The organism is Streptomyces sp. NPDC005435 (assembly GCF_040703155.1).
Taxonomy (GTDB): domain Bacteria; phylum Actinomycetota; class Actinomycetes; order Streptomycetales; family Streptomycetaceae; genus Streptomyces.
Window position 1 is genome coordinate 341,668 of sequence record NZ_JBEXEQ010000001.1, and the last position, 14,772, is coordinate 356,439.

General features: G+C 71.3%; 15 protein-coding genes. 7 read left to right on the forward strand and 8 right to left on the reverse strand.

The features are described 5' to 3' along the window. Positions 1-95: 95 nt before the first annotated feature. The gene (locus AB0898_RS01600; protein ID WP_018547734.1) at positions 96-572 is read right to left on the reverse strand and encodes an SseB family protein; all 477 of its coding nucleotides are present in this window, start codon (positions 570-572) and stop codon (positions 96-98) included. A gap of 36 nt (positions 573-608) precedes the next feature. Then, positions 609-1,037, reverse strand: coding sequence for a calmodulin-binding protein (locus AB0898_RS01605; RefSeq protein ID WP_366800789.1), 429 nt, complete (start codon positions 1,035-1,037; stop codon positions 609-611). A gap of 242 nt (positions 1,038-1,279) precedes the next feature. Between AB0898_RS01605 and AB0898_RS01610 the strand changes: the two genes are divergently transcribed. From AB0898_RS01610 to AB0898_RS01620, 3 genes are all read left to right on the forward strand, one after another. Continuing rightward, positions 1,280-3,106 (forward strand): acyl-CoA dehydrogenase, encoded by a 1,827-nt coding sequence (locus AB0898_RS01610; RefSeq protein ID WP_366800790.1) that lies wholly within the window; start codon positions 1,280-1,282, stop codon positions 3,104-3,106. Between the two features lie 87 nt (positions 3,107-3,193). Continuing rightward, positions 3,194-4,504, forward strand: coding sequence for a M18 family aminopeptidase (locus AB0898_RS01615; RefSeq protein ID WP_366800791.1), 1,311 nt, complete (start codon positions 3,194-3,196; stop codon positions 4,502-4,504). Between the two features lie 67 nt (positions 4,505-4,571). Continuing rightward, a complete protein-coding gene (locus tag AB0898_RS01620; protein WP_366800792.1) occupies positions 4,572-4,829 on the forward strand; it encodes a DUF6458 family protein in 258 nt (85 codons plus the stop codon). A gap of 43 nt (positions 4,830-4,872) precedes the next feature. Here the strand turns inward: AB0898_RS01620 and AB0898_RS01625 are convergent, their stop codons facing one another. The 3 genes from AB0898_RS01625 to AB0898_RS01635 form a co-directional block, all read right to left on the reverse strand. Continuing rightward, positions 4,873-6,693, reverse strand: a complete 1,821-nt coding sequence (locus tag AB0898_RS01625; protein WP_366800793.1) for a thioredoxin-like domain-containing protein — start codon at positions 6,691-6,693, stop codon at positions 4,873-4,875. Positions 6,694-6,805: 112 nt separating this feature from the next. Beyond that, positions 6,806-7,306 (reverse strand): NUDIX hydrolase, encoded by a 501-nt coding sequence (locus tag AB0898_RS01630; RefSeq protein ID WP_366800794.1) that lies wholly within the window; start codon positions 7,304-7,306, stop codon positions 6,806-6,808. A 23-nt stretch (positions 7,307-7,329) separates the two neighbouring features. Beyond that, entirely contained in the window at positions 7,330-7,725 is a 396-nt protein-coding gene (locus AB0898_RS01635) for a cupin domain-containing protein (protein WP_366800795.1), read from the reverse strand. Positions 7,726-7,777: 52 nt separating this feature from the next. Here AB0898_RS01635 and AB0898_RS01640 point away from each other — a divergent pair, with 52 nt between their 5' ends. Together AB0898_RS01640 and AB0898_RS01645 are read left to right on the forward strand one after the other, a co-directional pair. Further along, positions 7,778-8,773 (forward strand): helix-turn-helix domain-containing protein, encoded by a 996-nt coding sequence (locus tag AB0898_RS01640; protein WP_366800796.1) that lies wholly within the window; start codon positions 7,778-7,780, stop codon positions 8,771-8,773. A 70-nt stretch (positions 8,774-8,843) separates the two neighbouring features. Beyond that, the gene (locus tag AB0898_RS01645; protein WP_366800797.1) at positions 8,844-9,338 is read left to right on the forward strand and encodes an LURP-one-related family protein; all 495 of its coding nucleotides are present in this window, start codon (positions 8,844-8,846) and stop codon (positions 9,336-9,338) included. A 24-nt stretch (positions 9,339-9,362) separates the two neighbouring features. On the opposite strand, the gene AB0898_RS01650 is transcribed toward AB0898_RS01645, so the two are convergent. Continuing rightward, positions 9,363-10,157, reverse strand: a complete 795-nt coding sequence (locus tag AB0898_RS01650; protein WP_366800798.1) for a carbon-nitrogen family hydrolase — start codon at positions 10,155-10,157, stop codon at positions 9,363-9,365. A 216-nt stretch (positions 10,158-10,373) separates the two neighbouring features. Between AB0898_RS01650 and AB0898_RS01655 the strand changes: the two genes are divergently transcribed. Further along, entirely contained in the window at positions 10,374-11,198 is an 825-nt protein-coding gene (locus AB0898_RS01655; RefSeq protein ID WP_366800799.1) for a maleylpyruvate isomerase family mycothiol-dependent enzyme, read from the forward strand. Positions 11,199-11,641: 443 nt separating this feature from the next. On the opposite strand, the gene AB0898_RS01660 is transcribed toward AB0898_RS01655, so the two are convergent. Both AB0898_RS01660 and AB0898_RS01665 read right to left on the reverse strand, forming a co-directional pair. Continuing rightward, entirely contained in the window at positions 11,642-12,958 is a 1,317-nt protein-coding gene (locus AB0898_RS01660; RefSeq protein WP_366800800.1) for an MFS transporter, read from the reverse strand. Beyond that, complete coding sequence (locus tag AB0898_RS01665; protein WP_366800801.1) at positions 12,955-13,605, reverse strand: GntR family transcriptional regulator; 651 nt, start codon at positions 13,603-13,605, stop codon at positions 12,955-12,957. Before AB0898_RS01665 ends, AB0898_RS01660 begins: the two co-directional genes overlap by 4 nt. A gap of 210 nt (positions 13,606-13,815) precedes the next feature. Here AB0898_RS01665 and AB0898_RS01670 point away from each other — a divergent pair, with 210 nt between their 5' ends. Beyond that, complete coding sequence (locus AB0898_RS01670) at positions 13,816-14,712, forward strand: D-alanyl-D-alanine carboxypeptidase (RefSeq protein ID WP_366800802.1); 897 nt, start codon at positions 13,816-13,818, stop codon at positions 14,710-14,712. The last annotated feature ends 60 nt before the right edge of the window (positions 14,713-14,772 follow it).

Sequence of the window (14,772 nt, forward strand, 5' to 3'; positions counted from 1 at the left end):
GGACCATTTTAGTTGAGCGTTGAACTTTCTGCCACTCACAACAGAGAGGGCCCGGAGGAAATTCCCTCCGGGCCCCACGTGGGCTGAGTCACCCGTCAGCCGCCATACATACGGCGCATCGCGAACTCGACCATCTGCTCGACGGCCTTCGCGTCGAACACCATCCGGTGCTCACCCTCCATGTCGACCACGAAGCCGTAGCCGGTCGGGAGGAGGTCGATCACCTCGGCGCCGGTGATCACGAAGTACTTGGACTCCTTGCCCGCGTACCGCCGCAGCTCCTTGAGCGAGGTGAACATCGGGATCACCGGCTGCTGGGTGTTGTGCAGGGCGAGGAAGCCCGGGGTGTCGCCGCGCGGGCAGTACACCTTGGACGTGGCGAACACCTGCTGGAAGTCCTCGGCGGACATCGAGCCCGTGGTGAACGCGCGCACCGCGTCCGCGAGGGAGGGCGGGGACGGCTCGGGGTAGAGCGGCGGCTGCTGGCCGTACCCGCCGACACCGCCGGGCATCTGCTGCTGCGGTGGGACGTACTGCTGCTGAGCGCCCACGTTCTGGTCGTAGCCGTACATGCGCGCCACCCTACCGAGCCGACTCGCCCGTATGGCCTACGGAGCCGGAACCTCACGCGTCAGACGCGAAGTCCAGGGGCACCAGTGGAGCCCCGGCAGGAAGGCGCCGCCCGCCTCGTCGAGGTGGTCCTCGACGTAGGGGAGGGTGGCGTCGCAGACCTCGATGGCATAGTCGAAGAAGCTGACCGTCTCGGGGTTGTAGTGGAAATTCCACTTCGGGTTGTACGAGGCAGGGCGCTTGACGATGCGCCCGTAGAGGTGGGGGCGCTCGGTCGTCTCGCCGCTGAGCAACTGCCGCGCGTGCGCGATCGCGTCCGGGTTGTCGATCCGGACGACCGCCGTCTGCCGGCCCGCGTCCGTGAACTCGAAGTACGCCGGGTCCGCCGCCTGCGAGGGATGAGCCAGTCCGACGGTCAGCATCGCCGCCGCCGCGAGGCCGCCGAACCTGGTCAGAAAACGTCGCACGTACGCCTCCGGGCACAGAGAGAGAAGAGATCGCCACGGAACGTATCCGCAAGATCACTTGGAGCGCTCGCTCCGGGGCGGCGGATTCACCCGGCCGGACGGGCGCACGGTGGGGCACGGCGAAGAGCACAGGGGGGCGGGGTTGCTTCTTATTACCGACGGGTAGCATCATCGGAGCTACTAGTTGGTACGTGAACCAGATGCGAGGAGTCAGTGCCTCGCCGAGACCTGACGGAGTCACCATGGGGCACTACAAGTCCAATCTCCGCGACATCGAGTTCAACCTCTTCGAAGTCCTCGGCCGCGACAAGCTCTACGGCACCGGCCCCTTCGAGGAGATGGACACCGACACCGCCAAGTCCGTCCTGGCGGAGCTGACCCGGCTCGCGGAGAACGAGCTGGCGGAGTCCTTCGCCGACGCCGACCGCAACCCCCCGGTCTTCGACCCCGAGACGAACACCGCGCCGGTCCCCGCGACGTTCAAGAAGAGCTACAAGGCCTTCATGGACTCCGAGTACTGGCGGCTCGGCCTGCCCGAGGAGATCGGCGGCACCAACACCCCGCCGTCCCTGATCTGGGCGTACGCGGAGCTGGTGCTCGGCGCCAACCCGGCCATCTGGATGTACTCCTCCGGCCCGGCGTTCGCGCGCATCCTCTTCGAGGAGGGCACCGAGGAGCAGAAGAAGTGGGCCTCGATCGCGGTCGAGAAGACCTGGGGCTCCACCATGGTGCTCACCGAGCCGGACGCCGGTTCGGACGTGGGCGCGGGCCGCACCAAGGCCGTGCAGCAGGAGGACGGCTCCTGGCACATCGAGGGCGTCAAGCGCTTCATCACGTCCGGTGAGCACGACATGGAGGAGAACATCCTCCACTACGTCCTCGCGCGTCCCGAGGGCGCCGGTCCCGGCACCAAGGGCCTCTCCCTCTTCCTCGTCCCGAAGTTCCTCTTCGACGGCGAGTCCGGCGAGCTGGGCGAGCGCAACGGCGTCTACGCGACCAACGTCGAGCACAAGATGGGCCTCAAGGCCTCCAACACCTGCGAGATGACCTTCGGCGACCGCCACCCCGCCAAGGGCTGGCTGATCGGCGACAAGCACGACGGCATCCGCCAGATGTTCCGCATCATCGAGTTCGCCCGCATGATGGTCGGCACGAAGGCGATCTCCACGCTGTCGACGGGCTACCTCAACGCCCTGGAGTACGCCAAGGAGCGCGTCCAGGGTCCGGACCTGGCGAACTTCATGGACAAGACCGCGCCCAAGGTCACCATCACGCACCACCCCGACGTGCGCCGCTCGCTGATCACGCAGAAGGCGTACGCGGAGGGCATGCGCGCCCTCGTCCTCTACACGGCCTCGATCCAGGACGCGATCGCGGTCAAGGAGGCCGGCGGCGAGGACGCCTCCGCCGAGCACGCGCTGAACGACCTGCTCCTGCCGATCGTCAAGGGCTACGGCTCCGAGAAGGGCTACGAGCAGCTCGCCCAGTCGCTCCAGACCTTCGGCGGCTCCGGGTTCCTCCAGGAGTACCCGATCGAGCAGTACATCCGCGACGCCAAGATCGACACCCTCTACGAGGGCACCACGGCGATCCAGGGCCAGGACTTCTTCTTCCGGAAGATCGTCCGCAACCAGGGCGCCGCGCTGAACTCCGTCGCCGAGGACATCAAGAAGTTCCTGGCGCTCGGCACCGGCGGCGAGGAGCTGGCGGGCGCCCGCGAGCACCTGGCCAAGGCGGCCGTGGAGCTGGAGGCCATCGTCGGTCTGATGCTGACCGACCTCGCGGCCACCGAGCAGGACGTCAAGAACATCTACAAGGTGGGCCTCAACACCACCCGCCTGCTGCTCGCCTCCGGTGACGTGATCGTCGGCTACCTGCTGCTCAAGGGCGCCGCCATCGCCGCCGAGAAGCTGGAGACCGCGTCCGCGAAAGACAAGCCCTTCTACACCGGCAAGATCGCGGCGGCGAAGTTCTTCGCGGCCAACGTCCTGCCCGGCGTGACCCTGGCCCGCAAGGTCGCCGGCACCGTCGACCTGGACCTGATGGAGCTGGACGAGGCCGCCTTCTAGGGTCTCGCACTCCGGCACCGCCAACTGCCGCGGGCCCGCTCCCCTCTGGCCGGGAGCGGGCCCGCGCACGTCGTTAAGGTAAACGCCATGAGCGCACCGTCCCGCTTCGACCGCGGCCACACCGACGACCTGATGACCTTCCTCGCGGCGAGCCCCACGCCGTACCACGCCGTGGCGAACGCCGCCGCGCGACTGGAGAAGGCGGGCTTCCGGCAGGTCGCCGAGACCGACGCCTGGGACACCCCGGCGGGCACCGGCACCGGCGGCCGGTACGTGCTGCGCGGCGGTGCGATCATCGCCTGGTACGTCCCCGAGGGCGCCGAGCCGCACACGCCGTTCCGGATCATCGGCGCGCACACCGATTCGCCGAACCTGCGGATCAAGCCGCGGCCGGACAGCGGCGCGCACGGCTGGCGGCAGGCCGCGGTGGAGGTCTACGGCGGCCCGCTGATGAACTCCTGGCTCGACCGCGACCTCGGCATCGCCGGGCGCCTCACCCTGCGCGACGGCTCCACGGTCCTGGTCGACGTGGACCGGCCGCTGCTGCGCGTGCCGCAGCTCGCCATCCACCTGGACCGCACGGTGAGCACCGACGGCCTCAAGCTCGACAAGCAGCGCCATCTCCAGCCCGTGTGGGGGCTCGGGGAGGACGTGCGCGAGGGCGACCTGATCGCCTTCCTGGAGGAGGAGGCCGGGCTCGACGCCGGCTCGGTGGCCGGCTGGGACCTGATGACGTACCCCGTCGAGCCGCCCGCCTACCTCGGCCGCGACCGCGAGCTGCTCGCCGGGCCGCGCATGGACAACCTGCTGTCCGTGCACGCCGGTACGGCCGCCCTGATCGCCGCCGCGACCTCCGGCGCCCCGCTCCCGCACATCCCGGTGCTCGCCGCCTTCGACCACGAGGAGACCGGCTCGCAGTCCGACACCGGCGCCGACGGCCCGCTGCTCGGCACCGTCCTGGAGCGTTCCGTGTTCGCCCGGGGCGGCACCTTCGAGGACCGCGCCCGTGCCTTCGCCGGGACCGTGTGCCTGTCCTCCGACACCGGCCACGCGGTCCACCCCAACTACGCGGAGCGGCACGACCCGACGCACCACCCGCGCGTCAACGGCGGCCCCCTCCTCAAGGTGAACGTCAACAACCGCTACGCCACGGACGGTTCGGGCCAGGCGGTGTTCGCCGCCGCGTGCGAGCGCGCCGGAGTGCCGTACCAGACCTTCGTCTCGCACAACTCGATGCCCTGCGGCACCACCATCGGACCGATCACCGCGGCCCGGCACGGCATCACCACGGTCGACATCGGGGTGGCCATCCTGTCCATGCACAGCGTGCGCGAACTGTGCGGCGCCGACGACCCGTTCCTCCTCGCCAACGCCCTCGCGGCCTTCCTGGAGGGGTAGTCGGGGTAATGCCGGGTACCCGAGCGGGACCGGAGATTCCGGAACCGTGAAGGGGAGGCGAGTCCTCATGGGCCTCGGAGGCTGCATCATCCTGATCGCCGTCGGCGCGATCCTCACGTTCGCCACCGACTGGCACATGAGCGGGGTCAACCTCGACCTGGTCGGCGTCATCTTCATGGCCGTCGGCCTGATCGGTCTGGCCACGTTCAGCGGGATCGCCCGCCGCCGGCGCGTGGTGATGCCCCCGGCGACCCCGGTCGTCGAGGAGGAACCGCACCACCACCACGCGCACCGCGACGGGTACAGCGACGGCTACGGCGTCTGAGCGGGACGGGACTTGAGGAGTCCCGGCCCCGACTCGGCGCGTGCTAGCGCTCGTCCATCCCGGCGAGCACCAACGGCAGCCGGTCCGCGCCCGCTTCGGTGAGGCGGACCGGAACACCCCAGTCCTGCTGGTGCACATGGCAGGCCGGGTACTCGTTGGCCGGGTCGTCGTCGCAGGACGCGGCCATCGCCGAGACGTGCAGCACGCCCTCGGTGACGGCCGGGTTCAGCTCCAGCTCGCGGCTCAGGTCCGTGTCCGCGCCCTCGCCCTTGAGCAGCAGCTCGGGCGGGGTGGAGGAGACCAGGAGCCGGGTCGAGGGGCCGTAGCGCAGGTCCAGCTTCTGGCCCGCCGGGGCCTGGAAGATCACATCCAGGAGGAGCCGGCCCGGGGCCACCTCGGTCGCGGCGCGCCGGGTGCGGTGGGCGACCGCCTCCACCCGGACCGCCTCCTCGGGCAGCCGCAGCCGGGTCAGCCGGTGCCGGGCGGACTCCACGACCACGATGTCCTCGCCGACCAGCACGGCGTCGCTCGGCTCGCGCAGATCGGTCGCCAGCGTGGTCACCTCGCCGGTCGCGGGGTCGTAGCGGCGCAGGGCGTGGTTGTAGGTGTCGGCGACGGCGACCGAGCCGTCCGGCAGCACGGTGACGCCCAACGGGTGCTGGAACAGGGCCTGTTCGGCGTCGCCGTCCCGGTGTCCGAAGTCGAAGAGGCCGGTGCCGACGGCCGTGTGGACATGGCCTTCGAGGTCCACCCAGCGCAGCGCGGAGGTCTCGGCGTCCGCGAGCCACAGCCGGTCCCCGGTCGCGGCGAGCCCGGAGGGCTGGGCGAACCAGGCCTCGGTGCCGGGGCCGTCGACCAGGCCCTCGTTGGTGGTGCCGGCCGCGACCTCGACGGTGCCCGCCTGCGGGTCGTACGTCCACAGCTGGTGGACGCCCGCCATCGCGATCCACACCTTGCCGCCGAAGACGGCGACGTCCCACGGGGAGGACAGCGCGGTCTCGCGGGCCGGGCCGGAGGTGGGGTTGCCCTGCATCCACTGCTTGCCGGTGCCCGCCAGGGTGGTCACCTCGCCGGTGGCGAGGTCCAGGCGGCGCAGGGCGTGGTTCACGGTGTCGGCGACGACCACCGCGCCGTCGTCGAGGAGCGCGAGGCCCTGCGGCTCGTTGAAGGCCGCCTGGTCTGCGGGGCCGTCCGCCAGGCCCCGGTCGCCGGAGCCGACGCGGCGCACGACGGACTCGCCGTCCGGCTCCAGCTCGACCAGCTGGTGCCGGGTGGTGTCGCTGACCAGGAAGTTCCCGGACGGCAGCAGCAGCGCCTTGCCGGGGAAGCGCAGCACGGTCGGCTCGGGCTCGGGCGCCACGTACGGGCCGTCGCCCCGGCGCAGGGTGCCCTTGGCCTCGTGCTCGGCCTCCAGCTCCTCCACCAGCTTCTCGATCGCGTGCGCGTGCCCCTCGCCGGCGTGCTGCGCGACGACGTACCCCTCGGGGTCGATCACCACGAGCGTCGGCCAGGCGCGCACCGCGTACTGCTTCCAGGTGGCCAGCTCCGGGTCGTCCAGGACCGGGTGCTCCACGCCGTACCGCTCCACCGCGTCCACCACGGCCTGGTGCTCGGCCTCGTGCACGAACTTCGGCGAGTGCACACCGATGATCACCACGGTGTCCCGGTGCCGCTCCTCCAGCTCGCGCAGCTCGTCCAGGACGTGCAGGCAGTTGATGCAGCAGAAGGTCCAGAAGTCCAGGACGACGATGCGTCCACGCAGGTCGGCGAGGGTGTACTGCTGGTCGCCCGTGTTCAGCCAGCCACCCTTGCCGATCAGCTCGGGGGCGCGGACGCGGGTACGACGAGGTGCGGAGTCGGTCATGTGTCAAGGGTGCCACTCGCGTGCGAACACCCCGTAACCGCCGTACGACGTCACACTGGGCGCGCGGCCGGTGACGAGGGCGCGTACCCGGTCACGGGGGGGGCGGGGCCGGTCACCAGCGGGCGAGCAGGGTCTCCTCGCCGTCCCGGTAGCGGTACATCCAGGTGGTGCCCGGCGGGACCTTCCCGCTGAGGTAGCCGACGACCGGCTCCCGCTGCACGGCGCTGTCCAGGCCGCCGAGCAGCCGCAGGGCCTCGCGCACGGGGAAGAAGGCGGCCCGCTCGATGTCGCTGTCCTCCGGCGCGACCTCCCCCTCCCACCGGTCGAGCTCGAAGGCGACGGCCAGCGCGGAGGGGTGGCTCTCGGAGTCGATGTGCAGCAGGAACGCGGTGCGTACCGGGTCGCCCACCAGCAGCCCGGTCTCCTCGCGCAGCTCGCGCCTGAGCGCCTCGTGCATCAGCTCGCCGTCCTCGACGCCGCCGCCGGGCAGCGACCAGTGCCGCTCGCCGTGGGCGCCCAGGCTCTCCCGGACGAGCAGGACCTCCTCGCCCCGGCGGACGATGCCGATGACGAGCTGCACCCGGGGCGTCGGTGCCGTCGACTCCGCTGTCATACAGCCGACCGTACGGGACCGGGTCAGGTCAGCGCATGGCCCGTCGTCGCGTCCACATGGTCCGGGATCTCCTCGTGCCGGTCGCCGACGGTGAGGGTGCCGGTGGGTTCGAGGAGCAGGATCTCGGTGGGGACGGGGGCGTACGGCTTGTGCTCGATGCCGCGCGGGACGGTGAAGACGGAGCCCTTCGGCAGCTTCACCGTGCGCTCGCCGGCGGGCTCGCGCAGGCCGATGTGCAGCTCGCCGGAGAGCACGAGGAAGAACTCGTCGGTGTCGTCGTGCGCGTGCCAGAGGTGTTCGCCCTCGACCTTGGCGACCCGGACGTCGTAGTCGTTGACGGACGTGACGATGCGCGGGCTCCATCGGTCGGAGAAGGAGGCGAGGACCGTCTCCAGGGACAGGGGTTCACTGGTTGCCATGGCTCCATGCTGCGGGCGCGCGCCCAGGCCGCACGAGTGCTAGAAATCGCACATGGCGCAAGAATCCTGTCAGCCGGTGCGTCCTCATCGGGTCGCCGTGCTCGTGGACGAGGGCACCAACCCCTTCGAGGTGGGCGTCGCCACCGAGCTGTTCGGGCTGCCCCGCCCCGAGCTGGGGCTTCCGGGGCCGCTCTACGAGGTCACGCTGTGCGCGCCCGCCCCCGAGGTGCGGATGAACCACGGCTTCTTCACGATGGCCGGGGTGCCGGGCCTGGAGGCGACGCTGGAGGCGGACACCCTGATCGTGCCGGGCCGCCCCGACAACGTGGTCCCGCGCCGCCCCGCCGTCCTCGACGCCCTCCGCGACGCGCACGCGCGCGGCACCCGCCTGGTCAGCTTCTGCACCGGCACCTTCGCGCTGGCCGAGGCCGGCCTGCTGGACGGCCGCCGCGCCTCCACCCACTGGCGCTGGGCCGACGCCTTCCGCGACCTGCATCCGAAGGTCCTGCTGGAGCCGGACGTGCTCTACGTGGACGACGGCGACGTGCTCACCGCCTCCGGCAGCGCCGCCGCGCTCGACCTCGGCCTGCACATCTGGCGCACCGACCACGGCGCCGAGATCGCCAACGCCGTCTCCCGCCGGCTGGTCTTCGCCGCCCACCGCGACGGCGGCCAGCGGCAGTTCGTGGAGCGCCCGCTGCCCGAGATCCCCGACGGCTCGCTCGGCCCGCTGCTGGCCTGGGCGCAGGAACGCCTCGCCGACCCGCTGACGGTGGCGGACCTGGCCGCCCGCGCCGCCCTCTCCCCGGCCACCCTGCACCGCCGCTTCCGTACCCGGCTGGGGACGACCCCGCTGGCGTGGCTCACCGGCGAACGGGTGGCGCTGGCCTGCCGCCTCATCGAGCGCGGCGAGCTGCGCCTCGACGTGGTGGCGGCGCGCAGCGGGCTCGGTACGGCGGCCAATCTGCGGGCCCGGCTGCGGCGGGAGACGGGGCTGAGCCCGTCGGAGTACCGCAGGCGCTTCGGTCCGCCGGGCGGTTCCCGGTGAGGACGGGCGGTTCCCCGGTGAGGACGGGCGGGGCGGTGAGGAACGGTCCCCGCCGGGGAACCGGTCCCTCATGAGATTCCTCGTACGCGACCGCATTTTCGGCATCGGTGACGACTACTGGATCGAGGACGACCAGGGCCGCAAGGTCTACCTCGTCGACGGCAAGGCCCTCCGGCTGCGCGACACCTTCGAGCTGAAGGACGCCGAGGGCCGGGTGCTGATCGACATCCACAAGAAGATGTTCGCCCTGCGCGACACCATGGTGATCGAACGGGACGGCGAGGGCCTGGCCACCGTCAAGCGCAAGCACCTCTCGCTGCTGCGCAACCACTACCGCGTCCGCCTGGCCGACAGCACCGAACTCGACGTCAGCGGCAAGATCCTCGACCGCGAGTTCGCGATCGAGTACGACGGCGAACTCCTCGCCGTGATCTCCCGCCGGCTGCTGACGGTACGGGAGACCTACGGCGTGGACGTCGTACGGGACGACGCGGACCCGGCGCTGCTGATCGCGGTGGCGGTGTGTGTGATCCACCTGGCGGAGAAGGAGCGGGAGGAGGGGTAGCCGGCGCCTTCGGGCGGGCGGGCTTCAGCGGCGCGGGGGCTCCAGGCCGAGCACCCGGTCCTTGAGGGCGGGGAACTGCTCGCGGGTCCCGGCCACCTGCGCGGGGTCGAACTCGACGGTCAGGACCTCCTCGCCCGAGCCCGCCTCCGCGAGCACCTCGCCCCACGGATCGACCACGATCGAGTGACCCGCCTGCGGAACCCCGGCGTGCGTCCCGGCCGTTCCACAGGCGAGCACGAACGCCTGGTTCTCGACCGCCCGCGCCCGGGCGAGCAGCGTCCAGTGCGCGCGCCGCCGCTCGGGCCAGCCGGCCGGGAGCACCAGGGTCTCGGCACCGGCGGCGGTCAGGGCGCGGAAGAGCTCGGGGAAGCGGAGGTCGTAGCAGGTGCCGAGGCCGAGGGTGGTCTCCGGCAGCCGGACCGTGACCAGCTCGCTGCCCGCGCCCATCAGCACGGCCTCGCCCTGGTCGAAGCCGAAGCGGTGGATCTTGCGGTAGGCGGCGGCCAGGTCGCCGGAGGGGGAGAAGACGAGCGAGGTGTTGTAGAGGGTGCCGTCGGGGTCGCGTTCCGGGATCGACCCGGCGTGCAGCCACACGCCCGCTTCGGCGGCGGCCTTGGCCATCGCCTCGTGGGTGGGGCCCTCCAGCGGCTCGGACCCGGTCCCGAAGTCCTCGTAGGCGAAGGCGCCGGTGGTCCACAGTTCGGGCAGGACCACGAGGTCGGCTCCGGCCTGCTCGCGCACCAGTGCGACCGCGCGTTGCCGCCGGTCGGCCACCGATTCACGCTCGTCCACGGCGATCTGGATCAGCGAGGCGCGCACACTACCACCGTCCTGGCATTCGAGTCGTTCCCACGGGCCTACGATCGTCACACGAAAGCACTGCCGGGGGGTATCGGAGCAGCGTAACTTGGGGGTCTGGCCTGCTCGGGTGAAGCCGAGAGCCCGGGGAGTTCCAGACCCGCCGAGTGCAGCCGCCGACCGCCGGCAAGCCGTTCGATCCTGCCCGTGTACCGACCGCCGAGGGGTTCCCGTTCCGTGAGTCTGCATCCCACCCTCCAGCCCTACGCCGATGCCTGGACCCACTCCGTCGACGCGATATCCGAGCTGGTCAACCCGCTTGTCGAGGGGGAGTGGAACCGGCGCACGCCCTGCCCCGGCTGGTCGGTGCGGGACGTGGTCTCGCACGTCATCGGCCTGGACTGCGAGATGCTCGGCGACCCCCGGCCGATCCACGCGCTGCCCCGCGACCTCTTCCACGTCACCAACGAGCAGCAGCGGTACATGGAGATGCAGGTCGACGTCCGCCGCCATCACACGGCGCCGGAGATGACCTCCGAGCTGGAGTACACGATCATCCGGCGCAACCGCCAGCTGCGCAACGAGTCCCGCGAGCCGGGAACGCTGGTGCGCGGGCCGTTCGGCAAGGAGATCACCCTCGAAGAGGCCATGCGGCGGCGGGCGTTCGACGTCTGGGTGCACGAGCAGGACCTGCGCACCGCCCTCGGCCGGCCCGGCAACCTCGACTCCCCGGGCGCGCTCGTCACCCGCGACGCGCTGCTCCTCGCGCTCCCCAAGGTCGTCGCCAAGGACGCGGACGCGCCCCGTAGTTCGGCCGTCGTCTTCGACGTCCACGGCCCCGTCGAGTTCCTCCGCACCATCCGCGTCGACATCCAGGGCCGGGGCACCCTGGAAACCTCCCCCGCCCTCGGCCCCGCCGCCTCCTTCACCCTCGACTGGGAGACGTACTTCAAACTCGCCTGCGGCCGGGTGACCCCGGAATCGGCCGCGGACCGGGTGAAGACGGAGGGAGACCCGGCACTGGTGTCGGCGATCCTGCGCAACTTCTCGGTGACGCCGTAGCCTCCGGCGGTTCGGCGGGGCGTTGACGCGGTGCGGTGCTGGACAACTGGGCGGTCACCGGCGGGGGTTGAAGTACGCCAGTGGCCGGCCTACGGGGCCGACAACCGCTCCCGCCGGGGCCGATTCGCCTGCGCGGCGGCCGCTGGCGAAGTCGAGGTACGTCAGTGGCCGGACCGCAGGACCGACAACGGCTCCCGCCGGAGCTGATTCGCGTGCGCGGCGGTCACCGGCGGGGGCCGAGGTACGTCAGTGGCCGGCCTACGGGGCCGACAACCGCTCCCGCCGGGGCCGATTCGCCTGCCCGGCGGCCACCGGCGAGGGCTGAGGTACGTCAGGTGGCCGGGCCGGCAGGCGCTCCCGCCGCCCCGCCCGATCACACACCTGTACTCGCGGCCGGCTCCGCCCCAGCGCGGCACCCCGTTCAAGCCCGCGCAGCCGCCCCCTCAAGCCGCAGGCACATGCACCGTTTCCACCCGGCTCGCCACCAGCCGCTCACGCTCGCGGCGGGCCGCGCGGCGCCGTAGGCGGAGGATCTGGGTGATGCCGATGGCCTGGAGGACGAAGACGGCGGAGAAGGCGATGGCGTAGTCGTCGCCGGTGGCGTCGAGGAGGACGCCGATGGCGAACAGGGTCGTCATGGAGGCGATGAAGCCGCCCATGTTGGTGATGCCGGAGGCGGTGCCCTGGCGCTCGGGCGGGTTGGCGGGGCGGGCGAAGTCGAAGCCCAGCATCGAGGCGGGACCGCAGGCGCCGAGGACGACACAGAGGACGACGAGCAGCGCCATGGGCGCGTGGTCGCCGGGCCAGACCAGCGTGAGCGCCCAGAGCAGGGCGGTCGCCGCGACCGTGCCGAGGGCCAGCGGCAGCCGGGCCGCGTGGTGCCGGGCGACGATCTGGCCGTAGACGAGACCGACGACCATGTTGGACAGCACGACCAGCGTGAGGAGTTCACCGGCCACCGCCCGGCTGAGCCCCTGCGCCTCGACCAGGAACGGCAGGCCCCACAGCAGCAGGAACACCATCGCCGGGAACTGGGTGGTGAAGTGCACCCACATGCCGAGCCGGGTGCCCGGCTCCCGCCAGGACTCGGCGATCTGACGGCGGACGTACGCGGCACCGTGGTGCGAGGCCGGCTCCGGCTCGTGCCCCTCGGGGTGGTCCTTGAGGAACAGCAGGGTCAGCACCAGTACGACCCCACCCGCGAGCGCGCTGCCCGCGAACGCCGGGGTCCAGCCGAGCCCGTGCAGCAGCCGGGCAAGGACCAGGGTGGAGACGAGGTTGCCCGCCATGCCGGCAAGGGCCGCGAGCTGGGCGATCATCGGACCGCGCCGCGCCGGGAACCACCGCGTGCCGAGCCGCAGCACGCTGATGAACGTCATCGCGTCGCCGCAGCCGAGCAGCGCGCGGGAGGCGAGCGCCGTGCCGTAGGAGGGGGAGAAGGCGAAGCCGAGCTGCCCCGCGGTGAAGAGGACGGCGCCGATGCACAGCACCTTCTTGGTGCCGAGCCGGTCGACCAGGAGGCCGACGGGTATCTGCATCCCCGCGTACACCAGCAGCTGGAGGATCGAGAACGTCGACAGCTCGGAGGCGCCGACGTGGAAACGGTCGGCCGCGTCCAGGCCCGCGACACCGAGCGAGGTGCGGAAGATGACGGCGACGAAGTAGACCGCGACGCCCGTGCACCACACGGCGACCGCGCGCCGGCCGCCCGGCGGGTCACCCGGCAGGACCCGGCCCACCGCGTCCGTCCGCGTACTCATCGCACCTCCCCGCGTGCCAGGTGGGAGAACCACCCCACGTGCCGGTGCACGACCTCGACCGCCGCCTCGGCGTCGCCGGAACGCAGCGCGTCCAGGATCTCCGCGTGCTCGGCGAGCGTCTTGGCGATGCGGTCCGGGTGGGAGTGCATGACGGCCACGCCCATCCTCAACTGCCGGTCGCGCAGCTGGTCGTAGAGGCGGGAGAGGATCTCGTTGCCCCCGCTGCGGACGATCTCGGCGTGGAAGCGGCGGTCGGTGACGGCGGCGCCGGCGAAGTCACCGGCGGCGGCCTGCTCCCGCTGCCGCTCCAGCAGCCCGGTCAGCCGCTCCACCAGGGCGGGCGGCGCGGGTACGGCCTTGCGGGCGGCGTGTTCCTCGACGAGCAGCCGGGTCTCCACCACGTCCGCGATCTCCTGCGCGGAGACCGGCAGAACCAGGGCGCCCTTCTTCGGGTACAGCCGCAGCAGCCCCTCGGCCTCCAGGCGCAGCAGCGCCTCACGGACGGGCGTGCGCGAAACGCCCACGGCGTCGGCCAGTTCGCCCTCGGTGAGGAGGGTGCCGCCCTCGTAACTGCGGTCGAGGACGCCTTGCTTGACGTGGGCGTAGACGCGTTCGGCGGCGGGTGGCCGCCTGGTGGCCGTTTGCATGGCCACAGGATAGATACAACAGGGGCGCGCCGGGCAGTGCCGTCCATCATGCGGACCCGGAGGCGGCGTTCCGGAAAGTCCGCGAAAAAACCTCCCGCAACCCCGCAACCATCCTCGCCCCACGGGTGTCACACACGTGCGGCCCATCTCTTGCGCCACCTCAACGAGGCCGCTTTTTATAGGGCATTCAAGACAATCGAGGTTTTCGCTTTGATTACCGGCATCAAGGGCTCCCGCCTCCGCAAGGCCGCCGCCGTCGCCGTGACGACCGGTGCCCTGCTCACCACCGGTGCCCTCACCGCTGCCCCCGCGCAGGCCGTCACCGCGCCCTCGATCGTGGCCAAGGGCGGCTTCGTGATGAACAACGGCACGGGCGCGTCGCTGTTCACGAAGGCCGCGGACACCCGGCGTTCCACCGGTTCCACCACCAAGATCATGACTGCGAAGGTCGTGCTGGCGCAGTCGAACCTCAACCTGGACGCCAAGGTCACCATCCCGAAGGGCGCCAGCGACTACATCGTCGCCAACAACGCCTCCTCGGCCGGCCTGATCGTCGGCGACAAGGTCACCGTCCGTCAGCTGCTGTACGGGCTGATGCTGCCGTCGGGCTGCGACGCGGCGTACGTCCTCGCGGACAAGTACGGCTCGGGCAGCACCCACGCCGCCCGCGTCAGCTCCTTCCTCGGCAAGATGAACTCCGCCGCGAAGAGCCTGGGCCTGAAGAACACCCACTTCGATTCCTTCGACGGCATCGGCAAGGGCTCCAACTACTCGACGCCGCGCGACCTGACGAAGATCGCCAGCAGCGCGATGAAGAACTCCACGTTCCGCACGATCGTCAAGACCAAGTCGTACACGGCCAAGACGATCACCAAGGGCGGCAGCACGCGCACGATGAAGGCGTGGACGAACACCAACACGCTGCTCAGCAACTACAGCGGCACCATCGGCGTCAAGACCGGCTCCGGCCCCGAGGCCAAGTACTGCCTGGTTTTCGCCGCCACCCGCAACGGCAAGACGGTCATCGGCACGGTCCTCGCCTCGACCTCCGTCGCCCAGCGCGAGACGGACGCCAAGAAGCTCCTGAACTACGGCTTCGCCAAGTAACCACCCACAGACCGGGGGGAGGGGCCCGCCGCAGCCGACTCGGCCGCGACGGGCCCCTGG